The sequence below is a fragment of the Streptomyces sp. ALI-76-A genome (assembly GCF_030287445.1).
Taxonomy (GTDB): Bacteria; Actinomycetota; Actinomycetes; order Streptomycetales; family Streptomycetaceae; genus Streptomyces.
In genome coordinates this window covers 93,269-115,419 of sequence record NZ_JASVWB010000004.1, presented here as the reverse complement: position 1 = coordinate 115,419, position 22,151 = coordinate 93,269, and the positions used below count along the sequence as shown (strand labels likewise).

Sequence of the window (22,151 nt, the reverse complement as noted above, 5' to 3'; positions counted from 1 at the left end):
AGGCGCATGAGACGCCGCCGGCTCGCTCCCGCCGCCGTCCGCCCGGTGTCACCGCGGGGCGGATGATGGCACGCGCGACGCACCCGGCCCTCGGCCCCGAGGCCCACACCGGCACGTCCGCCGGGCGGTGGCCGGTGCGGCCCGGCGGGCGGTGGCTCGTGCCGTTCCTGGTGGTGCTGCTGCTGGCCCAGATGGCCGTCGCGATGGTGACGACGGCCGTCCAGCAGACGCCGACCATCGACGAACCGGTGTACGTCGGCACGGCCGCCGAGTACCTGAGCGAGCACCGGGTGCGGCACAACCCCGAGCACCCGCCGCTCGGCAAACTGGTCGTCGCGGCCGGCGTGGCGCTGGCCGACCCGCACGTCGACCCGTCCTTCACCGGCGGCCAGAGTCTCCTCGGGCAGCGCCTGTTGTACGGGTCCGGCAACGACCCGTGGCGGCTCATGCTGTGGGCCCGCCTCCCGGTGATCGCGCTGACCCTGCTGTTCGGGCTGGTCGTGTTCGCCTTCGCCCGCGAACTCGCCGGTGCGGTGGCCGGCTTGGCGGCGCTCGCGCTGTACGCCTTTTCCCCCGATGTCGTCGCGCACGGCTCGCTGGCCACGCTGGACGTCCCGGCGGCCGGGTTCCTGCTGACCTCGGCGTGGCTGCTGTGGCGGGCGCGCCGACGGCCCCGGCTGTTCCTGCCGCTGGCCGGGGCGGCGCTCGGAGCGGCTCTGGCCACCAGGATGAGTTCACTGGCGGCCGTACCCGTGCTGCTGGCGCTGGCCGGTGTGTCGGCGTGGCACGCGAGCGCGGGGGCGGCGGACCGGCGCAGGGCGCTGCTGCGCGCCGTCGCGGGCGCCGGCGTGGTGGCGCTGGTGGCGGTCGCCCTCGTCTGGGCGACGTACCTGGCCGTCGATCCGCGGCTGCGGTGGACGCCCGAGCAGCGGGTGCCCGTGGTGCGGGGGCTGCGCGGGCTGCTCGTCCGGTCGCTGCCGTTCCCGGAGGCGTACCGGGACGGGATGCGGGTCCAGTTCCGGCTGGAGAACCAGCCGTGGCAGGGCTTCCTGTTCGGCCGGGTGTACACGGGGTCCCTCTGGTACTACCTGCCGGCCGCGCTGCTGGTGAAGACCCCGCTCGGCCTGCTCGCGCTGTGGGCCGCCGGTGCGGTCGTGGTGGTGGCGCTGCGGCGGCTGCGGCCGGCGGCGCCGTATCTGCTCGCGCCCGCCGCTGTGCTGCTGGCCGCGGCCATGGTGGGGTCACGGGACCTCGGCACCCGCTACGCCGTCTTCCTGCCGATGTTCCTGGCGGTGGCCGCGGGCTGCGTCGTCGCCGCGCGGTGGCGGTGGGCGCCGGTGGTGACGGGGGCGCTGGTGCTGTTCGTCGCGGTGAGCTCGCTGCGGGCGTACCCCTTCTATCTGCCGTACTCCAACGAGGCGTTCGGCGGGCCGGCCAGGACCCGGCTGTGGCTGCACGACTCCAACGTCGACTGGGGCCAGGATCTCGGCCGGCTCGCCGACCGGCTGCGCGAGCGGTACCGCGGCGAGCGGGTCTGGCTCGTGTACAAGGGCAGCGGCCTGCCGTCGTTCTACGGCATCGACGCGGCCGACCCGCGCGAGGTGCCCGTGCGGGCGGTACACGGGCTGCTGGTCGTCTCGGACTCCTCGGCCGCCAAGGCGACGGGACGGCTGGCCCGGCTGATCGACAGCAGCCGTCCGGTCGACGACGTCGGCCACTCGATCAGGATCTACCGGCGGTGACGCCCGCGTGCCCCGCCTGGACCTCGGCGTGCTCCCGGGCGGCGGCGGCCGCTGCCGGGCGCCGGGGCACACGGCGGCCCGCCGCGCCTCCTGGCGCCGGCCGCCCGACCGCCGCGGTGGGAGCCGGCCGGGCGCCGGGGACCAGCCGGGCCGGCGGGGCCTCCACGGTCCTGCGCTCCGCCGGGCTCGGCCAGTCCGCCCGGCTCCGGCGCGTGAGCGTGAACCGGCCGGTGGGTGACACGGCCTTCGACGGCACCGGCCGCACGTCCGCTCAGCCGGCCGCCTGCTGGAATCCCCGGGCGCTGACGTGGGTCATCACGCTGCTGGCCACGCGGTAGCGGCCGTTGGGGACGTCCGAGGAGCGCGCGATGTGCACGGTGAGCGGGCCCGCCCACTCGTAGCCCTTGTGCTCGGCATGCCGCATCAGATGGTCCGTCAGCTCCTGGCCGACCCGGCTGCCCTGGCGGGTCAGCTCGTCGTGCACGTGGTCGGCGAGTTCGACGTCGTAGGCGTTGGGGACCACGACCCGGCTCTCGCTGCACACCACCACGTTGTCGTCACACTCGCGCCGCAGCGCGTCGAGGAGTTCCACGGGTTCCTTGTCGACGACCCGCGCCCACAGCGCCTCCCACCGGTGCTCCAGGGCCCGCTCCAGCGCGCTGATCGCGCCCATTCACTCCCCCTTGAAGTCGTCGGGCCGCACCTGGGCCTCCTCGAGGGCCTCCCGCAGCGTGCGGCCGGTGCCGCCCTGGGCGCGCCCGGTGTCCTCCTCCCGGTGTTCGAGAAGGTCGTCGGTGGTGTGGGTCTTGGGGCGGTTCTCCTCGGGGACGGTCATCCCGGCTGCTCCTCGTCGTCTGTCGCCGCCGTCCTCGCGGGACGGGGACGACGTGTCGGGTGGACAGGTTGTCCCGGAGCGGGTTCCCGTCCGGAGCGCGCGTATCCGTCCCCTTTCTCGTCGGCGGCCGGATGCTGCCGCACAACGCCCTGGTCATCAGGGTGGGTGGGCTATGTTGACTCTCCGTGGGAGACAAAGGAGGCACACCGGTGCCATCGCCGCAGCAGGCACGCGCACAGGCATCCTCGATCACCTCGGGAAAGACCGCTCCGGAAGCGGAGGCGTCCCCGACATCCCAGCTCAGGGCTCTCTTCGACCGGCCCCGGCTGTCTCCCGGGCAGCGGCGCATCGCCCAGTACCTGATCGAGCACATCACCGAGGCGGCCTTCCTGTCGATCACCGATCTCGCGGAACGTGTCGGTGTCAGCCAGCCCTCGGTGACCCGGTTCGCCGCGGCGGTGGGCTTCAGCGGCTACCCCGCACTGCGGGAGAGGCTCCAGTCGATCGCTCTCGGCACCCTCGCCGGCGGTCCCGCGACGGCGGAGGAGAACGCGAGCAACGAACTCCAGGCGGCGGTCGACGCCGAGATCGAGAACCTGGAGAACCTCCGCCGGGACTTCGTCGATCCCGACGAGGTGATCGGCGCCGGCCGGGAACTGTCCCGGTCGACCCCGCTGACCGTCCTCGGCCTGCGCATCTCGGCGTCGCTGGCCGAGTACTTCGCCTACGCGGCGCGCCGCGTCCATCCCGACGTACGGCTGGTGACGCGGGGCGGCAGCGTGGCGTACGACGCGCTGCTGCAGTCACGGGAGGCGGGCGGCACCTGGGTGCTGGCGTTCTCCATGCCCCGGCACGCCCAGGAGACCCTGACCGCCGTCCGGGTCGCGCGCAGCGCCGGGCTGAAGGTCGCGCTGATCACCGACCTGGCACTCGGTCCGGTGGCCGACGAGGCGGACGTCGTGTTCGCCACCGGCACCGGCTCCCGCCTGGTCTTCGACTCCTACGCCGCCCCGGGTGTGATGGCCGCCGCGCTCCTCCAGGCCATGACCGACGCGGATCCGGAGCGCACCCAGGCCCGGCTGGAGGAGTACGAGCAGGTCTCCGACCAGCACCAGTTCTTCCTCCGGGACTGAGCCACACCACTCCGTCCGGACACAGCGGGATCATTCGCCCCATTTCAGGCATGAATGTTTTCATGCTCCTTGCAAAGCAGACGGCATATATAAATACTGCTCACGGAAGCCACCCGAGCCGTCACGGGGAGCGTTCCGCACCCCCGTCCCCTTGTCGTCCCGTGTCCCTTTCCCACCCCTGCACGGACACCCGAAGCCGCCGTCTCCTACCCGCGTCGGCGCCGGAGGTGTCCGGTCGGGCATCGCCTGCGCGAGCGCCCGTGGCGGCCCCGGTCATCCCCTGGACCGGGGCCGCGCCACCCCCGTCGGACCATCCCCTCGACGCCGCACACCCGGAAGCGATGACCATGCCCCTGACGACCACGCGGACCACCACGCGCATCGGCCCGGACTGGCCCTGCCAGGTCAAGACGCCCGGCAGCTACGACTGGGAACGCTCGGCGACCAAGTGGCTGCGCGAACTGGTGCCGGCGCGTTACGCCAGCTATCCGGCGCTGATCCGGCACCCCGTGCTGCTCGCCCGGCACGCGCAGATCCAGGTCCAGCACGAGATCCGCGTCGCCCGCACCGCCCTGCAGACGGCCCGCGCCGACCTTCCCGGACTTGGCCTGCACGAGGGGGTCATCGAGCACACGATCAAGCTGTACGCGGCCGAGGTCCTGCAACTCCAGCACATCGCGCGCAGCGTCCGGGCGGTCACCCAGGCCCTGGTCGAGCAGGGTCACGGTCGCTGACCCCGGGGTCCCACCGCGCCCGGCTTCCGCCCGCCGGGGCATGACCCGCCTCTCACGTGGCACACGTGGTGAGCATGAGCACCACCGAAGTGCGGCGCGGCGAGCCCGTCACCACAGTCCTCACCTGGCAGGTGCGCCCGGGCCATGAGCACGAGTTCGAGGAGTGGACGCACGGCATCACCGACTGCGCCAGACGCTTCCCCGGCAACGAAGGCGTCTCCTGGCTGCGTCCGGAGGACGGTCACCGCTTCCACGCGGTACTGCGCTGGTCCGATCAGCACCGGCTCGCCGCCTGGCTGGAGTCGGACGAGCGGGCCACGTGGCACGGCCGCATCCGGGGCGTGGCGACGGAGATCGGCAGCGAGCGCCAGTCGACGACCGGGATGGAGACCTGGTTCAGCCTGCCGGGGACGACGGGGCAGGCCCCGCCCAGGTGGAAGATGGTGCTCACCACCTTCCTCGGCGCCTATCCGTTCACGCTGCTGATCCAGTGGCTGGTGACGCCCTCCACCATGTCCTGGCCGCTGCCGTTGCGCGCGGCCGTCTTCCCGGTGGTGCTGCTGCCGGTGCTGACGTACCTGGTGATGCCGACGCTGAGCCGTCTCCTGCGGTTGTGGCTGTACCCGCCGCCGGACCGTTGAGCCGCCCCGGAAAGCCGGCCGACGGGCCGCCCGTCACCGGCCACCGCCGTGTTCACCGGTTGCGTGCGGTATGCGGCGGCAGGCCCGCGATCCGGCGGGCCTGTCGTGCCGTTCCCATCATGCGCCGAGCGAGGCTGTCGTGACCGACCGCGCGAACGGGCCCGGCTCCCTGGGGCCGCTCCCGGTCACGGTGTCGGAGAGCCAGCGGCGTGACGACGTCCGCGTCCTCGGCATCCGGGCGCCCGACGGGCCGGGGTGACCGGCGACGCTCCCGCCTGCGGGTGCCTCAGTCGTCCTTGCGGTGCCTCCAGTACCAGACCAGGCCCACGACGAGGGCCAGCAGGAATACGGCGGGCAGCACCAGGCCCGGGATACGGGAGCCGCTCATCGGCGTGGCCTTCGGTTCGGGACGTTCGAAACCCCCGCGGAGGGGCTGCCCATGCTGGCGGCCGGCCACCCGCCGACACCGCCACTTTCCCGGCGCGTTGCCCCGCGTTCGAGAACGGGGACGCGATGTCAGTCGACCGGGTGACCGGCCGGGATGCCGTCGGCGTCGTCGAGCCGCAGCAGCGGTACGCCGTCCGTGCCCTCCCGCCCGCCGGCCGCCACCGGGTCGAGGACGTACCCGACATGATCGCCCCCGTCGACCCGCAGCACGATCGAGCCGACGACCCAGGCCGCCGCGTCCGTCAGGACGGCGGCCCCCTCGGGGCCCTCCCGCCAGCCGACGTCGGCGAACTTGTCGGTGTCGTCGCCGGTGCGGGAACCGAACAGTTCGGCCAGGTCCCGCTGTTCACGGGTGAGCAGGTGCACGGCGAGGTGCCGGGCCGACCGTGCCGCCCTGTAGGTGTGGTTCATCTTGGACAGCCACACCACGAACCGCGGGGGATGGACGGAGCACTGGGAGGAGAACCCGACCAGACAGCCGGACCGCTCACCGTCCGCGGCGACGGTCACCACACACATGTCCGGGTTCAGCCGCCCGATGAACGCGTCGATGTCCCCCATGCCCACTCCACTCCCGTCCGTTCCGTCACCCGCGGCCGTGCCGGCCCCGGCTCATCGCCATCCGGGTACCCAGGCCGGGCGCGGTGACGTCCATCGGAGAGGACGGACCGTCATCGTCCGCCGCCGGTACGGGACTCCAGGGCGCGCCGGGTGTCGTCGCCGTAGACGCCGGTCTCGTCGCCGCGGACGCCGTACCAGAGCTGGAAGCGGGCCACCGCCTCGGTCAGGGTCGCGTCGTAACGGCCGCTGGTGGAACCGTGGTCGTAGACGTTCGGGACGCGCAGCAGGCGTTGCTGGAGGTCGGTCACCCCGGGGCCGGCGGCCCCTTCCCGGAGGGTGCCGGGGCCGTCGGGGTCGGCCGCGCCGACGGGGGCGGAGGGAGCGGGCGAGGCGGGCGGGCCGGGTTCGGCGGACGTGGTCGCGGGCGCCGAGGGAGCGGGCGCGGCGGTGGCGTCGCCCCGGCCGGGCAGCAGGAACGCGCTGCCGAAGCCGACCAGGGCGGCAGCGGCGACGGCTCCGGCGACGGCGGTGCGACGCAGGCCGCGCGGCCGGCCCCGGGGAGCGGCACCCGGGGCCGGGCGCCGGTCGTCGGCGACCTGCGGCAGTTCCTCGGTCGCCTCCTCCCGGGGCGGCGGTGACGCCGGCACCTCCACCGCCTCGTAGCGGCCGCTCTGCTCCCGGTACTCCCTGATCAGCTCGGCCAGGGCGTCGGTGCGGCGCGGGCGCAGCACCCGGATCGGCTCCAGAGGCGGGCCCTCGTGGGGCTGCTCCCGGTCGGGCGGTGTCGGCATGCTGCTCTCCCTCCGTCCCCTTTCCCGGGGACCTGCGGCCTTCCCCGGGAGGAGATACGCGGACGCCGCCCGAGGGGTTCAGCGGCCACCGTTCCGGTCCGCCCGGAGCACTCAGTCCCCACATGGGCTGCACCGAGTGCCATGGGATCCCGGCCAGGTGCTACGTTCCCGTCCATGAGCTCCAGCGGTGCGTCCCCCCGTCGCGGCGAGAAGGCCCCCGAGGCCGAGCAGACCGAGCAGGCGGCGAGGGCCGGGGCGGCGCCCGCGAAGCCGCCCATGCGGGACGCGCTCGTCGCGGCGGCCTTCCGGCTGTTCCTGGAGCGGGGGTACGAGCAGACCACCGTCGACGACATCGTGGCGCTCGCCGGTGTCGGGCGCCGGTCGTTCTTCCGTTACTTCCCCTCGAAGGAGGACGTGGTCTTCCCCGACCACGAGCGCTGTCTGGCCGACATGACCCGTTTCCTGGCCGCCGGCGACGCCACGGACGAGCCCGTGCGCCGGGTCTGTGACGCGGCCCGGCTGGTGCTGCGGATGTATGCCGAGAACCCCACGTTCTCCGTCCAGCGCTACCGCCTCACCAGGAAGGTGCCCGGCCTGCGCGCGTACGAGCTGTCCGTGGTCTGGCGGTACGAACGCGCCCTCGCCGCGTACCTGCGGACGCGGTTCTCGGGCCGGCCCGACGGCACCCTGCGGGCCGACGTGATCGCCGCCGCCGTGGTCGCGGCCCACAACAACGCGCTGCGCTCCTGGCTGCGGTCGGACGGGCAGGGTGACGCGAGCGTCACGGTGGACCACGCGCTCGGGTACGTGCAGTCCGCCTTCGGCGCCGCTCCGGCCGGGCCCGTCACGGAGCAGCCGGAGGACGTCGTGGTCGTCGTCTCCCGGCGAGGGGCCCCGCTGTGGCGGGTGGTCCAGGAGATCGAGACGGCCTTGGGTCGCGACTGACACCCAAGAAAGGGTACGGAGTGCCTTTACGGGTGACACTCAGTGCCATACCCTGTGGTCGTGCACGGTGGCACGGCGAACCGGGCACGTGCGTGCCCGGTGATCCGCGCACGCGGGATTCCGGCCGAGTGCAGGGAGTTGACCAGCGTGTACCACCCCTCAGGAAGCGTTGTCCGTCAGACGGCCGGTTCCGCGGCAGGTCTCCTGGAGCCCCGGCCCCCGGGCCTGCGGAGCGCGGACGCGGAGGCCCTCCACTTCCAGCGCTGCACCTGGTGCGCCACCGCCATGTACCACCGGCTGCTGTGTCCGGTCTGCCAGGGCAGTGACCTGCGTACGGAGCGCAGCGAGGGCACCGGAACGGTCCGCCACTCCACGGTGGTGCACCGCAACACCCCTGCCGCGCGCAACGTGTCGCTGATCGAGATGGCGGAGGGCTTCGTGGTGCGCGGCCGGGTCATGGGTCCGCTCGTCGGCATCCACAGCGGGGACCGGGTGCGGCTGTCCACCGCGCAGGACCCGGTCCGGGGCGAGCCGGTCTTCCAGCTGGTCGACGAGCCGTACCGCGCCTGGAGCTGACGGACTGCCAAACGCCGTGCGGCGGCAGGGACCTACCCCTCATCGTCAGGTCCCGGCGGCACTCCCGGGGCCCCGCCACTCCCCCGCGCCGGGCACCAGGTCGCGTACCCGCACCGGCCGCCCCGTCTCGAAGCACGCGTTGGCCGCGAGCCCGACCGCCAGCGCGAGGGCGCCGTCGCGTTCGGTGGCCGTCGGACGGTCTCCGGCCGCGGTGTCGCCGGGCCGCTCCGGGTCCACCGGTCCGAAGAGGGCGTCGAGCATGCGCGGGTCGCCCCCGCCGTGGGCCTCGTGCGCGGTGACCAGCGGGATGTCGACCGGCGGCCGCCACAGTGGACGCAGCGTCAGGCGTGCCCCGCCCGGAGGCAGGGCGGCCGTGTCGCCGTGCGGGGCGCCGGCACCCGAGCCGGTCCGGCTCCGGGGCGGCTGCCAGCGGCTCTCCTCCACCTCCAGTTCCAGCCGGCCCGCGCTGCCGTTGAACATCACCCGGTAGCCCTCCCACGGGGAGTAGGCGGTGAGGTGGTACGTCATCGTCGTGCCCCGGGTGTAGCGGACCAGGACGGCCATGTCGTCCTCGATGGTGACGGGGCCGTCGAAGACGTTGCGGTCCCGGACGTAGCCGTCGTCCTGTTCGGCGTCGAGGTAGAGGGCGCGCAGGGTGTCGTCGGCCGTGAGGTCCAGGGCGAACGGATCGTCGGCGGCGCAGGGGGCGCCGTGCGCCCGCTCGTAGGGGCGCCGCAGTCCGTGGCGTTCGCCCGCCGCGCGCCCGTAGAAGGCGAGGCGTCCGTAGCCGAAGACCTCCTGCGGCGCGTCCGCGAGCCACCAGTTGACGAGGTCGAAGTGGTGGCTCGACTTGTGCACCATCAGACCGCCGCTGTGTCGCTTCTCCCGGTGCCAGCGGCGGAAGTAGTCGGCGCCGTGCCGCACGTCGAGCAGCCACTCGAAGTGCACGGACAGGACCTCGCCGACCGCGCCGTCGGCGAGCAGGGCGCGGACCCTCTCGTGGACCGGGTTGAAGCGGTAGTTGAAGGCGACCGTCAGCGAGTTGCCGGTGTCCCGGACCGCGTCGAGGATGCGGGCGCAGCGGTCCGCGTCGACCGTCATCGGCTTCTCGGTGACCACCCGGCAGCCGGCGCGCAGGGCCGGGACGATGTAGTGGTCGTGGGCGGCGTCGACGGTGGTGACGACGACCTCGTCGATGTCCTCCTCGGTGAGCATCTCGCCGAAGCGGCCGGGTTCCCACTGGGTGGCGGCGGGTTCGCCGGCCGCGGCCAGCAGGCCGTTGTGGAAGGCCATCCGGGTGGGGCTCGGATCGCAGAGGGCGGCGACGAGATGGCCCGGGCGTTCGGCGAGGGCGCGGGTGAACATCCGGGCGCGGTGGCCGGTGCCGACGAGGGCGGCCCGGTGGCTGGGGGATCGGCTCATGGGAAGCGCCTCCCCTTCCCATGGCCCGACTACGCCCGGCCGACCAGGCCCGGTGGCTTGATCGCGTCCCCCGCTCAGGACTGTTTCCGCACTCCGGACAACCTCCGGGCCTCTTCCTCACTCCTCCGTGACGCGTGAGGCTCCCGGGACCGACGGGGCGCCCGCGTTCGGGGGTTTGAGGAGAAGGACCATTGATCCGTGTCCGGCGAATATGCGTGACCGCCGTTGCGGTGCTGGCGGCCCTGGCGGGGTCACCCGGGCCGGCGCAGGCCCGACCGTCCATACCGGCACAGCCGTTGGCTGCCGCGAGCACCGACAGCGGGCTTCCGCCGGGCTGGCGGATCACCGGGCAGGGCGCCGCGCGTGAGCTGGTCTGGCACGCGCCCAGGCGGGTGCCCATGGGTGACGCGCGTGTCGAGTTCCATGCCGGCGGCCGGCTGCTCGGGCTGCCGGCCGCGGCGAAGGACGGCCGGACGTTCCGTCTGGACCTCGACGAGGCCCGCTCGACCGGCCTGACCGACCTTCAGGTCCTGGCGTCCGGACGTCGGCTGGACGCACCGGCCGACCCGGCCGCCGAGTCCCGCGGGCGGCGCTCCCCCGCCCGGGCACAGCCCCCGGCCCCGCTGCCGGCGGGCGCCGTCGATCCGGGTGAGCCCGGCTCGTACCGTACGGTCAGCGGCGCGTACGACCTCGACCCGGTGCGGCTGCCCGGGCTCCCCCAGCCGGTCGAGATGCGCGCCGAGGTGGTGGCGCCGAAGGGGGCCACCGGCGCCCGTCCGCTCGCGTTGTTCCTGCACGGCCGTCACGTCACCTGTCACAGGCCGGGCGCCGAGGACGACGTGGACATCGTCTGGCCCTGTCCGGCCGGCATGGACCCGATCCCCAGCCACCGCGGCTATCTGCGCGACCAGGAACTGCTCGCCTCCCAGGGCTACCTGACGGTCTCGATCTCGGCCAACGGCGTCAACGGCCAGGACGGGGACCTCGACGACGCCGGCGCCCAGGCGCGCTCCTCGCTGGTCCGGCACCACCTGGCCCACTGGGCCGACTGGTCCGCCCACCCGGCCACGGCACCGGCGGTCGTAGGCGACGCGCCGAAGGCCGACCTGTCCCGCGTCCTGCTGGTCGGTCACTCACGCGGCGGCGAGGGCGTGAACCGGGCCGCCATGGACAGCCTCTACCCGCCACCCGCCGACCAGGACGGCTACCGCGGCCCGGTGCGCTGGACCGTACGCGGGATCGTACTCATCGGACCGACGATCTTCGGCCAGAACCCGGTCGCGGACGTGCCGTCGGTGACGATCCTGCCGGGCTGCGACGGCGACGTGTCCGACCTCCAGGGCCAGGTGTACGCGGACGGCACGCGGGGCGTGAGCCGCGGTACGGCGCTGCACAGCGCCGTGTACATGATCGGCGCCAACCACAACTACTTCAACAGCGAATGGACTCCGGGGCAGGCCCAGGCGCCCGCCTCGGACGACTTCTGGGACGACCCCGAGCAGCCGGACCCGGTGTGCTCGGTGGGCGCCCCGACCCGGCTGACCGCCGACCAGCAGCACCGGGCCGGGGCCACCTACATCGCCGCCGCGGCCCGGCTGTTCGTCGCCGGTGACGACCGGGTCCGCCCGCTGCTCGACGGCTCGGGTCGCCGCGCCCCCTCGGCGGATCCCGCCCGCGTCCTGACCCACGCGGTCGGCGCGCGCCGCAGCGCCGGTTTCCTGCCCGACGGTCCGGTGACGGTCACCGGCGCCAGGCTGTGCTCGGCGATCGACCCCGATCCGGCCGTCGCCTGCCTGGCCCGCGAGGGCGACGGCTTCTCGCCGCACTTCGCGCGATGGGAGACAGAACGGGAGACCGGCCGCCGCGCGGTCGCCCTGGCCTGGTCGTCGCCGGGCACGCCCGCGCGGGTGAGCCCGGCCGCGCCGCTCGCCCTCACCGGTGCCACGGATCTGGCGCTGCGGGTGTTCGTGCCGCCGAACACGACCGGCACGAAGCTCGACGTCTCCCTCACCGACGCCTCCGGCCGCCGGGCCACGCTCGGCCGGGTCCAGGTGGACGGACTGCCGGGCAGCGATCGCACGGCCTCCGCCTGGGCGCGTGAGGTCCGCGTCCCGCTGAGCGCCGCCACCCGGGCGGGGCTCGACCTGGAACACGTCACGTCCCTTGCCCTGACGCCTCGTTCACCGTCGGGGCGGGCCTGGCTGATGGACGCCTGGGGCTGGCGCGCGGGCGTCGCGGCGGTCACGCCGGCCGAGCTGCCGCGCGTCGACGTCGGTCGCACGACCGTCAAGGAGGGTGACTCGGGCAGCCGCACCTACCGGGTGCCGGTACGGATCTCCGGGCAGGGCAGCGGCACGGTCCGCGTCCACGTCCTCGACCGGGACACCGGGCTGGGCACGGAGAAGCTGGTGACGGTACGGCCCGGCGGCAACGCCATCGACGTCCCGGTCGAGGTGCGGGGCGACACCCGCTTCGGCATCGACGTGGACCACGACATCGCCGTGAAGGCGGTACGGAACGCCGTCGTCGGTTCGCACCGGGGCGGGGTCACCGCGGAGAACGACGACCCCGAGCCGGTGGTCACCCTGACGCCCGTCGCGGACCGGGTGACCGAGGGGGAGACGCTGACCTGGCGGCTGTCCCTGGACCAGCCCGCCGACGTGGACATCTGGCAGCCGGTCCGTCTGCTTCCGGTCTCCGGGGGCACCGAGTTGTCCACCAGGGACGTGGATCCGCAGTGGCTGTCGGACGAGTCCGGTGAGTCGCCCGACCCGGAGCGCCCCCTGTCCGGGACGAGCCTGTGGTGGTGGGTGTCCGTTCCCGCCGGGAGCACCGGCGCCGACGTGACCGTGCCGACGGTACGGGACGAGTCGCCCGAGCCGAGCGAGTCGGTGCGCATCACGCTGACCGACGACAACGGCGAGCCGCTGCCCGGCCGCCCGGTACTGACGGGCACGGTGCTGGACGCGCCGTAGGCCGCCCGCGTACGGGGCACGGGCCGGGTCGCGGTCGGTGCCCCGTACGCCGCCGGGCTACGCGCCGGGCGACGGTCGGTCCTCACACGCCACCGGGGTGCGTGCCGGATGAGCAACGCCCCACACGGCACCGGAGGCACGGGCCGGCAGACGATCGGCCCCCACGGGGGGCCACCGAGCGCGGACCGGACAGCGGTCGGCGGCCCGCACCGTCCGGCCCGCGCTGTCCGAGCGCCGGACCGGACAGCGGTCCGTGCCCCGCGCGTCACAGGGTCACGCGGATCCCGACGGTCCCGTTCCGTCCCCGGCGCAGCCTGCTGCCGAGGAGCGTGAAGCGGCCGAAAAGGCCGTACTTGCGGGCGATCAGCCCGCGGTAGCGGGCCGTGGTGGCCGCGTCGGTGATCTCGGCCGTGGCGGGGAGCTGGTCGCCGGTCGGGTTGCCGCGGGCGTCGCAGGGGCCGACGAGGACGTCACCGCGCGCCCGGATGCGCTTGACCTTCCAGGAGTCGGCGACCGTCCAGACGCCGAGCGCGTCGCCGTCGCGCACCACCCACACCGCAGTGGCGACCGGGGTGCCGTTCTTCCGGAAGCTGGTGATCAGCAGGTACTTGCCCGAGCCCAGCCGCTGCAACGCCGTGTCGTCCATGACGGGCAGTCTAGGCAGCCGCCGCCGCAAGAAGGAGGCCGCCCGGTGGAGCCGGTCGGGTTCAGGCGAGCGCCGCCGCCATCCGCCGGACGCCCTCCTGGAGGATCTCCGGAGAGGTCGCCAGGTTCAGGCGTACGTGCCCCGCGCCCCCGGTACCGAAGTCGGTGCCGGGGCTGAGGGCCACCCGGCCGCGGCGCAGGAAGGTGTCCGCCGGATCGTCGCCGAGGCCGAGCGCGCGGCAGTCGAGCCAGGCGAGGTAGGTCGCCTCGGCGGGGCGGTGAGTGACCGTGGGGAGGTGGTCGGCGAGCAGGTCGGCCAGCAGGCGCCGGTTGTCGTCGAGACCGGCGAGCAGGGCGTCCAGCCAGGGGCCGCCCTCGCGCAGGGCGGCGGTGTGGGCCAGCACGCCGACGTGGCTCGGTCCGTGGCCGACCTCCTCCGGCAGCCGGGCGAGGTCGGCGGCGGCGCCGGGTCCCGCGACGGCGAGGGCGGCCTTCAGACCCGGCAGGTTCCACGCCTTGGTCGCCGACATCAGCGACAGGCCGTGCTCCCCGCCGGGCACGCTGAGGTACGGCACGAACCGCCCGCCCGAGGCGACGACCGGCGCGTGGATCTCGTCGGCGACGACCCGTACGCCGTACCGGTCGGCGAGCGCGGCGACGGCGGTCAGTTCACCGGCGGTGTGCACGGTTCCGGTCGGGTTGTGCGGGCTGCACAGCAGGTAGGCGGCCCGCCGCCGGTCCGCCACCGCCTGCCGGAAGGTCTCCTCCAGGGCGTCGAGGTCGATGCGCCCGTCCGCGCCCAGCGGGGCCTCGGCCACCCGCCGGTCCATGTGCTCCACGAACGGGAAGAACGGCGGGTACACGGGCGGATTCACCACCACCGGATCGCCGGGCCCGGTGACCAGCCTGAGCATCTCCACGACGCCGAGCATCACGTCGGGCACGATCGCGGTGCGGTCCACCGCGAGCCCGTCCCAGTCCCACCGCTCGTCCGCGAACGCGGCGAGCGCCTCGGCGTACGCGGTACCCGCCGGGTAGCCGGTGTCCCCGAGCGCGAGCGCGTCGGTGACCGCGCGGACGACGGGTTCGGCGAGCGGTACGTCCATCTCGGCCACCCACAGCGGCAGGACGTCCTCGGGGTAGGTGCGCCACTTCATGCTCGTGCGACGACGGAGGCGGTCGAGCGTCAGCGCGCGCAACGGGTTCGGTTCACCGGACGGCTCGTACGGGATCCTGGTCATGGGCACACGATAGGGGGACTCACCGCAGGGGCGCGGGGAACCGCGCGACCGGCCCACCCGACCGGCACCGGTCGCACCGGTCGCGCGCCACGGAGGCCGAGGCCGGCCGGTCTCGCGGCGAGGAGAGATCGCCGGTGCCGTGAACGCCCCCGCCTCCGCCCACGTATGGAAGGAGGGTGCTCAACCACGAGAGCCCCCCGCGGTGTTGCCGTGAGTTCGGGTTCGGGAGCCATGCATGAGGCACGCACGACGACGGGTCGTCCGGCGAGTGACGCGGCTGGCGGCCGTCGGCGGACTCCTCCTGGGAGGGACCATGGTCACGCGGGCCATGGCCGACGAGCCTCCCGCCGCCACCGCTCCGCGCACCTACGCCCAGGAGGCGGGCGACATGGGCGCGGACCTCGTCCACCGGCTCGGGCCCTCCCGCACGGCGGGCGCCTGGATGGGTGCCGACGGAAAACCGGTGGTCGCGGTCACCGACCAGGACGCGGCGGCCCAGGTGCGGCGGGCGGGCGCCGAGGCGAAGGTCGTGCCGCACAGCATGAACGAGCTGAAGTCGGCCACCTCGACGCTGCGTTCGGCGCCCCGGGTGACGGGCACGGCGTGGGCCATGGACTACCGGACCAACCAGGTGGTGGTACGGGGCGACAGCACCGTCTCGGCCGCCGACTGGTCCCGGATGACCGAGGTCGCCGACGGCATCGGCGGCTTCGTCCGGATGGAACGCACCCAGGGCACCTTCACGACCCGGATCAACGGCGCGCAGCCGATCCTGTCCACCGCCGGGCGCTGCTCGGCCGGCTTCAACGTGACCGACGGGCAGCGCGACTTCATCCTCACCGCCGGACACTGCGGCCCCACCGGCTCGGTCTGGTTCGAGGACTCCGGCGCCGACGCGCAGGTCGGCAAGACCATCACACAGAGCTTCCCGGGCAACGACTTCTCCCTGGTGCAGTACGCCGGCGGCGAGGCCGGTGAGGGAGCCGGGGTGGTGGCCATCGGGGACGGCAAGGGCGTGCAGATCACGGGGGCGGCCGATCCGGCGGTCGGGCAGCGGGTGTTCCGCAGCGGCAGCACGAGCGGGCTGCGCGACGGCGAGGTGACGGCACTGAACGCGACGGTGAACTACCCCGAGGGCACCGTCACCGGGCTGATCGAGACGAACGTGTGCGCCGAACCCGGGGACAGCGGCGGCCCGATGTTCTCCGAGGGGGTCGCGCTGGGGCTGACCTCGGGCGGCAGCGGTGACTGCACGAGCGGCGGCACCACCTTCTTCCAGCCGGTGACGAAGGCGCTGGAGGCCCTGGACGTCCAGTTGATCGTGGCGACGCCGGCCGCCGGGGGCGCCGACGGCTCGGCCGCACCGGCGCCGTCCGCCTCGGCCACGCAGGGCGCGCTCTCCCCCGGTGCGGCCTCGCCCGGATCGTCGGGCCCGGTGGCGGGCGGCGCGACCGGGGAGCCCCTGCTCTCCCGGCTCACGGACACCAGGAACGTCGGACCGGGTCTCCTGGTCATCGCGGGCAGCCTGGTCGCGCTGGCGGCCACCCGGTTCATCCGCGCCGAGCAGGACCGCAAGGCGTACCGGCAGTACTACTCGGCGACCTGGAGTTGACCCGGCCCGCGATCACTCACGCGGGGCCGGTCCCGGCCTCGCGCGCCTCATCCGAGGGTCACCAGGGCGGTGGCCGCGGCCGCCCCCAGCAGGCCCGCCGTCTGTCTCGGGGTGACCTTCTCGCGCAGCAGGGCGAGTCCCAGGACGATCGGGAGGGCGGGGTACAGGGAGGCCAGGACCACCGCGACGGCCAGCATCTGGCGCTGGGCGGCGAGCAGATACAGGACCAGGCCGAGCGCGGCCCCCGCCCCGACCAGCAGCGCCTGGACGGCGCGGGCCGGCGGCATCCTCAGGCGGTGGGGGTGGCGGGCGGCGCCCGGCAGCAGGACGAGGACGGCGGCGACCCGGCCCGCCGCCACCGGCCACAGCCCGCTCGACGGGTCGGCCTGGGCGAGGGCGATGTACTGCGCGGCGACGCCCGCGCTGGCCACCAGGCCGTCCGCCGCGCCCCCGCCGGAGCCGGCGCCGCCGCCGGAGACCAGCCACAGCGCGGGCACGGTCACGGCGATGCCCACCCAGCCCAGAGGCGTGGGCCGGTCCCCGAGCAGCACTCCGCACAGCACGGACAGGGCGACGCCGGTGACCGCGCTGACGGGCACGACGACGCTCATCGCGCCGCGGCTCAGTCCGCGGTTGAGGAAGTGCATGGCGGTGCCGCTGCCGACGCCGGAGAGCGCGCCCCACAGGAGGTCCACGGGGCGCACGGCGTCGGCGGGCAGCGCGAGCGCCGCCGCGCAGGCGAGCAGAAGGCCGCCGATCTGGCCGAGGACGGTGACGGCGGCGAAGTGGGCACGGCGGGACAGGAGGCCGCCGGCGAAGTCGACGACGCCGTAGCACACGGCGGAGGTCAGAGCGAGGAGGGGACCCATCCGGTCAGGGGTGCCCTGGGAACTCGGACCGATGCCTGGCGGCAGGGGCCCTCAGGCGACGGTCAGGTCGCCGGCACCGGCTGGTGGGCCGCAGCGGCCCACTCCAGGACGAGACGCTGGTACTCCTCGCGCTGCTCGCCGTTCAGTGTCCCGCCCGACCGGAGCCACAGGGCCCGGATCTCCTCGTTGACCTCGTCAGCCGATCGTTCGGTAGCAAGTTCAACACTGGTGGACATGGTGTGAAGCATACGGCGCCCCAGGTGAAGGCGATGTGAGTAATCACAAGTTAAACGGACATTCCGGACCGTGTTACTGATCACGTCCATCTGTCAACCCCTGTCCCGGACTTCACGTTTGTGCTGCTCCCAGGACCAGCACCTGGCCGGACTTCACGTTTGTGCTGCTCCCAGGACCAGCACCTGGATCGCCAGCACGGCGGCGCCGCGGGCCCAGTCGTGGAAGTCGGACACCTTGGTCTCCAGGCCGACCGGGGCGGCCAGCGGATGCCGGTGCGCCCGGATGGTGTCCTCCACCACCTTGCCCGCCACGTCCATCAGGCCGACACCCTCCCCGGCGAGCAGGATCTTCTGCGGCATGACGAAGTTGGCGATCTGGGCGACCAGGACGCCGAGGGCGCGCGCGGCCTCGTCGATGACGCGGGCGGGCATGGGCTCCTCGGCGGCGGCCAGGGCGAGGATCTCCTCGTAGGTGTGGTCACGGCCGGTGGCGGCGTGGACCTGGTAGCGGATGTTGGGGATGGTGAGCAGGGAGACGGCGCTGCCCCGCTCGCCGTCGAGGGTGAGCGGGCCGTTGGGGTTCACGATCCAGTGGCGGCCGAACCCACGGTCCTCCTCGGGGTAGGGCACGCGCTTGCCGCCCAGGACGAGGCCGTAGCCGATGCCGGCGCCGATGGTGAGGACGACGAAACGGTCGAGGCCGCGCCCGGCGCCGAACCAGGTCTCGGCCTCGACCAGGGCGGCGACGTCGTTCTCGACGACCACCGGGAGCCCGGTGCGTTCCTCGACGAGCGCGGCCAGCGGGATCTCGCGCCAGTTCAGGAACGGGGACTCCCCCACCACGGCCCGGTCCCGGACCAGACCGCCGACACCGATGCCGATGCCGGCGAACCGGGGGTGCTCGCGGGCGAGTTCGTCGGTCATCTCGGCGAGCAGGTCGGCCACCCGGGCGGGGTCGTGCGTGGCGAGGGGGCGGTCGTGGCGGGCGACGATGTCGCTCCTGAGGGTGGTCACGACGCCGTAGACCATGTCCTCGGTGATCTTGAAGCCGAGGAAGGAGCGGGACTCGGCGACGACGTCGAGGGGCTGGGAGGGGCGCCCCTGGCGAGCCTCGGCCGGGGAGCCCGCCTCGGGGACCTCGATCAGCAGGCCCGACTCGATCAGCGGCTTGGTGAGCCGGGTCAGGCTCCCCGGCGAGAGGTCCAGCCGGCGCGCGATCTCGGTACGGGAGAGCGGGCCGTGGACGAGTACCTCGATCGCCACGGAGCGCTCCCCGGGGCTCAGCGGAAGCCAGCTGGCGGAACCTGCGGTCATGTAGGTCAGACTCCCACACCTGATTTATTTTGCCACAAAAACAATGTGACCACTCTACGCCATCACCGATGGCTCGGGAATGATGTTTGCACGCCCCTTGACTCATTGATTATTCCGCCGCAAAAGTAAGTGCCCCGAGGATGAGCCGCCGCGGACAAGGGAGTCTCACGATGACCATCGCCTCCAGCAGCCCACCGTCGCGTCTGCCCCTGGGCGGCGCCGAGGGTGCCCGGACGAAACCTCGGACGGACCGGGCGCGCGCCGGGGAGGGCCGGGGTGACGGACGGCTCGCCGCGGTGTTCATCGCCCCGGCCCTGCTGGGCTTCCTGGTCTTCCTGCTCTGGCCGACGCTGCGCGGCGTCTACCTCAGCTTCACGCGCTACAACCTGCTCACACCGCCCGAGTGGGTGGGCCTCGACAACTACGTGCGCATGGTGCACGACCCGATCTTCTGGAACTCGCTCGAGGTCACCGTCGAGTACGTGCTGATCAACATCGGGGTGCAGACGGTGGCGGCGCTCGCCATCGCCGTCCTGCTCCAGCGGCTCACGCGGTCGGCGCTGCTGCGCGGGATCGTGCTCACGCCGTATCTGATGGCGAACGTCGTCGCCGGCATCGTCTGGCTGTGGATCCTGGACACACAGCTCGGCATCGGCAACGAGATCATCTCGGGGCTCGGTCTCGAGCGCGTCCCCTTCCTCGCCGACGACACCTGGGCGATCCCGACCATCGCCCTGATCAACGTGTGGCGGCACGTCGGCTACACCGCGCTGCTGCTGTTCGCCGGGCTCCAGGCCATCCCCGGCGACATGTACGAGGCCGCCAAGGTGGACGGCGCGAGCGAGTGGCGGATGTTCTGGCGGATCACCATGCCACTGCTGCGGCCGGTGCTGGCGGTCGTACTGATCATGACCGTGATCGGCTCGTTCCAGGTGTTCGACACGGTGGCGGTGACCACCGCGGGCGGACCGGCGAACGCCACCAACGTCCTCCAGTACTACATCTACGGCGCCGCCTTCGGCCGCTTCCAGTTCGGCTACGCCTCGGCGATGTCCGTCGCCCTGCTGGTCGTGCTGAGCGCGATCACCTTCGTCCAGTACCGGCTCACCCGGGCCGGCCAGACCGACCTCGGCTGACGGGGAAGGAGACACCGACATGGCTGCCGTGGCAACCACGACGACCGTACGGCCCACCAGGCGCCGGCCCTCCTTCGGCCGGATCGCGGCCTGGACGGCGATGGTCGCGATCGTGCTCATCACCCTGCTGCCCTTCTACTGGATCCTGCGCACCGCGCTGTCCACCAACAACGCGCTCGCCGCGCACCCCGGCGATCCCCTGCCCGTGGACCTGACGACCGGTGGCTTCGAGCGGGCCCTGGGCCTGCAGTCCACCGAGGAGGCGATCGCCCAGGGCGGCGCGGGCGGCGGTCTCACGTTCTGGCGCTACCTGATCAACTCGGTGGTCGTCGCCACCCTGATCACCGTCTGCCAGATCTTCTTCTCCGCCATGGCCGCGTACGCCTTCGCGCGCCTGCGGTGGCGTGGCCGGGACAAGACGTTCGGCCTCTTCCTCGCCGGGCTGATGGTCCCCGCGATCTTCACCCTGCTCCCGAACTTCGTACTCATCAAACAACTCGGCCTGGTGGACACCCTGTTGGGCATTTCGCTGCCGACGATGTTCATGACGCCGTTCGCCGTGTTCTTCCTGCGGCAGTTCTTCATGAACGTCCCCCGCGAGGTCGAGGAGGCCGCCCTGCTCGACGGCGCCGGGAAGATCCGCATCTTCTTCCGGGTCATGCTGCCGATGGCGTCCACCCCCGTCCTCACGCTGGGCGTCCTGACGTACATCACCGCCTGGAACGACTACTTCTGGCCGCTGATGGTGTCCTACAGCGACAGCTCCCGCGTGCTCACCGTGGCGCTGGCCATCTTCCGGGCGCAGACGCCGCAGACCGGCTACGACTGGTCCGGCCTGATGGCGGCCACGCTCGTCGCCGCGCTGCCCATGGTCGTGCTCTTCGGCATCTTCGCGCGCCGCATCGTCAGTTCGATCAGCTTCACCGGAATCAAGTAAGGGGACGGGCATGCGAATTCGTACGGTCGTGGCTTTGACCGGAGCGCTGGCGCTGTCCCTGACGGCCGGCTGCGCCAAGGGAGGCGGGGCGGGTTCGTCCGCGAACACGGTGTCGTACTGGCTGTGGGACGCCAACCAGCGGCCCGCCTACCAGGCCTGCGCGCGGGGCTTCGAGAAGGAGAACCCGGGACTGAAGGTGAAGATCACGCAGCTGGGCTGGGACGACTACTGGACCAAGCTCACCGCGAGCTTCATCGCGGGCACCGAGCCGGACGTGTTCACCGACCACATCCAGAAGTTCGGCCAGTTCGCCGATCTCAAGGTGCTGGAGCCGCTCGACGGCCTGGGCATCGAGGCATCCGACTACCAGTCCGGGCTCGCCGCCAACTGGACCGGCCAGGACGGGCACCGCTACGGCGCTCCCAAGGACTGGGACACCGTCGCGCTCTTCTACAACCAGAGGATGGCCGGCGCCGCCGGGCTCACGGCCCGGGAGCTGAACACCCTTTCCTGGAACCCGAAGGACGGCGGCACCTTCGAGAAGGCCATCGCCCGTCTCACCGTCGACCGCAACGGCAAACGCGGTGACGAACCGGGCTTCGACAAGCGTCATGTCAAGGTGTACGGCCTCGCGACGGGCGGCGCCGGGGACGGCGACGGCCAGACGCAGTGGAGCAACTTCGCCGCCTCCGCGGGCTGGACCTACACCGACAAGCCGCGGTGGGGCACGAAGTACCAGTACGACAGCGAGACCTTCCAGTCCGTCGTCGAGTGGTACTTCGGCCTGGCCGAGAAGGGCTACATGGCCCCCCTCACGGACTACAGCGCGGGCGCCAATCCGGCGAACGCGCAGGTGGCCGCGGGCAAGGCGGCGGCAGCCTTCGACGGCGCCTGGATGATCTCGACGTACTACGGCGTCAAGGACCTGAAGGTGGGCACCGCCTTCACCCCCGTGGGTCCCACCGGCAAGCGCGCCACCATGATGAACGGCCTCGCCGACTCCGTCACCAAGAACGCGGACAACAAGCCGGGTGCCCTGAAGTGGGTGAAGTACCTGTCGTCCGACGCGTGCCAGAAGATCGTGGGCGACTACGGCATCGTCTTCCCGGCGACGCCCGACGGCACGAAGGCCGCGGTGGCCGCGTACGAGAAGAAGGGCATCGACGTCACGGCCTTCACCAGGCCGGTCGCCGACAAGAAGAACTTCAGCACGTTCTCCTTCCCCATCACCAACTACTCCGCGGACGTGTACGCGCTGATGCACCCCGCGATGCAGGACATCTTCGCCAACGGCACGTCCGCCGACAGCCTCGACGAGACCACCGACCAGATCAACCTGATCCTCGACCAGTGAATCGA

General features: G+C 72.9%; 21 protein-coding genes. 11 read left to right on the top strand and 10 right to left on the bottom strand.

The features are described from left to right. Nucleotides 1-62 precede the first annotated feature (62 nt). A complete protein-coding gene (locus QQS16_RS37100; protein WP_286066932.1) occupies nucleotides 63-1,742 on the top strand; it encodes a phospholipid carrier-dependent glycosyltransferase in 1,680 nt (559 codons plus the stop codon). Nucleotides 1,743-2,013: 271 nt separating this feature from the next. On the opposite strand, the gene QQS16_RS37095 is transcribed toward QQS16_RS37100, so the two are convergent. Together QQS16_RS37095 and QQS16_RS37090 are read right to left on the bottom strand one after the other, a co-directional pair. Beyond that, the gene (locus QQS16_RS37095) at nucleotides 2,014-2,415 is read right to left on the bottom strand and encodes a DUF3662 domain-containing protein (RefSeq protein WP_286066931.1); all 402 of its coding nucleotides are present in this window, start codon (nucleotides 2,413-2,415) and stop codon (nucleotides 2,014-2,016) included. Beyond that, nucleotides 2,416-2,577 carry a hypothetical protein gene (locus QQS16_RS37090; protein ID WP_286066930.1) on the bottom strand — a complete coding sequence of 54 codons (162 nt, stop codon included), beginning with the start codon at nucleotides 2,575-2,577 and terminating at the stop codon, nucleotides 2,416-2,418. A 209-nt stretch (nucleotides 2,578-2,786) separates the two neighbouring features. On the opposite strand from QQS16_RS37090, the gene QQS16_RS37085 reads away from it, so the two are divergent. The 3 genes from QQS16_RS37085 (at nucleotide 2,787) to QQS16_RS37075 (ending at nucleotide 5,085) form a co-directional block, all read left to right on the top strand. Beyond that, on the top strand, nucleotides 2,787-3,710 hold the full coding sequence (locus QQS16_RS37085) for a MurR/RpiR family transcriptional regulator (protein ID WP_286066929.1): 924 nt from the start codon (nucleotides 2,787-2,789) through the stop codon (nucleotides 3,708-3,710). A 341-nt stretch (nucleotides 3,711-4,051) separates the two neighbouring features. Continuing rightward, on the top strand, nucleotides 4,052-4,444 hold the full coding sequence (locus tag QQS16_RS37080; RefSeq protein WP_286066928.1) for a hypothetical protein: 393 nt from the start codon (nucleotides 4,052-4,054) through the stop codon (nucleotides 4,442-4,444). A gap of 74 nt (nucleotides 4,445-4,518) precedes the next feature. Next, a complete protein-coding gene (locus QQS16_RS37075; protein ID WP_286066927.1) occupies nucleotides 4,519-5,085 on the top strand; it encodes an antibiotic biosynthesis monooxygenase in 567 nt (188 codons plus the stop codon). Nucleotides 5,086-5,601: 516 nt separating this feature from the next. Here the strand turns inward: QQS16_RS37075 and QQS16_RS37070 are convergent. Both QQS16_RS37070 and QQS16_RS37065 read right to left on the bottom strand, forming a co-directional pair. Further along, entirely contained in the window at nucleotides 5,602-6,093 is a 492-nt protein-coding gene (locus QQS16_RS37070) for a flavin reductase family protein (RefSeq protein WP_286066926.1), read from the bottom strand. A 110-nt stretch (nucleotides 6,094-6,203) separates the two neighbouring features. Beyond that, nucleotides 6,204-6,884, bottom strand: coding sequence for a peptidoglycan-binding domain-containing protein (locus QQS16_RS37065; RefSeq protein WP_286066925.1), 681 nt, complete (start codon nucleotides 6,882-6,884; stop codon nucleotides 6,204-6,206). Nucleotides 6,885-7,160: 276 nt separating this feature from the next. Here QQS16_RS37065 and QQS16_RS37060 point away from each other — a divergent pair, with 276 nt between their 5' ends. Together QQS16_RS37060 and QQS16_RS37055 are read left to right on the top strand one after the other, a co-directional pair. Beyond that, nucleotides 7,161-7,829, top strand: coding sequence for a TetR family transcriptional regulator (locus tag QQS16_RS37060; protein WP_286068098.1), 669 nt, complete (start codon nucleotides 7,161-7,163; stop codon nucleotides 7,827-7,829). 147 nt (nucleotides 7,830-7,976) lie between these two features. Continuing rightward, nucleotides 7,977-8,405 carry a Zn-ribbon domain-containing OB-fold protein gene (locus QQS16_RS37055; protein WP_286066924.1) on the top strand — a complete coding sequence of 143 codons (429 nt, stop codon included), beginning with the start codon at nucleotides 7,977-7,979 and terminating at the stop codon, nucleotides 8,403-8,405. Nucleotides 8,406-8,450: 45 nt separating this feature from the next. Here QQS16_RS37055 and QQS16_RS37050 read toward each other — a convergent pair whose 3' ends face one another. After that, complete coding sequence (locus QQS16_RS37050) at nucleotides 8,451-9,827, bottom strand: Gfo/Idh/MocA family protein (RefSeq protein WP_286066923.1); 1,377 nt, start codon at nucleotides 9,825-9,827, stop codon at nucleotides 8,451-8,453. Between the two features lie 191 nt (nucleotides 9,828-10,018). On the opposite strand from QQS16_RS37050, the gene QQS16_RS37045 reads away from it, so the two are divergent. Then, entirely contained in the window at nucleotides 10,019-12,802 is a 2,784-nt protein-coding gene (locus QQS16_RS37045; RefSeq protein WP_286066922.1) for a hypothetical protein, read from the top strand. A 265-nt stretch (nucleotides 12,803-13,067) separates the two neighbouring features. Here the strand turns inward: QQS16_RS37045 and QQS16_RS37040 are convergent, their stop codons facing one another. After that, nucleotides 13,068-13,448, bottom strand: coding sequence for a PPOX class F420-dependent oxidoreductase (locus tag QQS16_RS37040; protein WP_286066921.1), 381 nt, complete (start codon nucleotides 13,446-13,448; stop codon nucleotides 13,068-13,070). A gap of 61 nt (nucleotides 13,449-13,509) precedes the next feature. After that, nucleotides 13,510-14,688 carry a MalY/PatB family protein gene (locus tag QQS16_RS37035; RefSeq protein ID WP_286066920.1) on the bottom strand — a complete coding sequence of 393 codons (1,179 nt, stop codon included), beginning with the start codon at nucleotides 14,686-14,688 and terminating at the stop codon, nucleotides 13,510-13,512. Between the two features lie 235 nt (nucleotides 14,689-14,923). Between QQS16_RS37035 and QQS16_RS37030 the strand changes: the two genes are divergently transcribed. Then, nucleotides 14,924-16,300, top strand: a complete 1,377-nt coding sequence (locus tag QQS16_RS37030; RefSeq protein ID WP_286066919.1) for a S1 family peptidase — start codon at nucleotides 14,924-14,926, stop codon at nucleotides 16,298-16,300. 47 nt (nucleotides 16,301-16,347) lie between these two features. On the opposite strand, the gene QQS16_RS37025 is transcribed toward QQS16_RS37030, so the two are convergent. The 3 genes from QQS16_RS37025 to QQS16_RS37015 form a co-directional block, all read right to left on the bottom strand. Further along, nucleotides 16,348-17,169 carry an EamA family transporter gene (locus tag QQS16_RS37025; protein WP_286066918.1) on the bottom strand — a complete coding sequence of 274 codons (822 nt, stop codon included), beginning with the start codon at nucleotides 17,167-17,169 and terminating at the stop codon, nucleotides 16,348-16,350. Between the two features lie 62 nt (nucleotides 17,170-17,231). Continuing rightward, entirely contained in the window at nucleotides 17,232-17,417 is a 186-nt protein-coding gene (locus tag QQS16_RS37020) for a hypothetical protein (RefSeq protein WP_286066917.1), read from the bottom strand. Between the two features lie 141 nt (nucleotides 17,418-17,558). Further along, complete coding sequence (locus tag QQS16_RS37015) at nucleotides 17,559-18,719, bottom strand: ROK family transcriptional regulator (protein WP_286066916.1); 1,161 nt, start codon at nucleotides 18,717-18,719, stop codon at nucleotides 17,559-17,561. Between the two features lie 170 nt (nucleotides 18,720-18,889). On the opposite strand from QQS16_RS37015, the gene QQS16_RS37010 reads away from it, so the two are divergent. The 3 genes from QQS16_RS37010 to QQS16_RS37000 are packed head-to-tail and all read left to right on the top strand — an operon-like array spanning nucleotide 18,890 to nucleotide 22,146. After that, a complete protein-coding gene (locus QQS16_RS37010) occupies nucleotides 18,890-19,855 on the top strand; it encodes a carbohydrate ABC transporter permease (RefSeq protein ID WP_286066915.1) in 966 nt (321 codons plus the stop codon). A 19-nt stretch (nucleotides 19,856-19,874) separates the two neighbouring features. After that, nucleotides 19,875-20,792, top strand: a complete 918-nt coding sequence (locus tag QQS16_RS37005; protein ID WP_286066914.1) for a carbohydrate ABC transporter permease — start codon at nucleotides 19,875-19,877, stop codon at nucleotides 20,790-20,792. Between the two features lie 10 nt (nucleotides 20,793-20,802). Next, nucleotides 20,803-22,146 carry an extracellular solute-binding protein gene (locus tag QQS16_RS37000; protein ID WP_286066913.1) on the top strand — a complete coding sequence of 448 codons (1,344 nt, stop codon included), beginning with the start codon at nucleotides 20,803-20,805 and terminating at the stop codon, nucleotides 22,144-22,146. The last annotated feature ends 5 nt before the right edge of the window (nucleotides 22,147-22,151 follow it).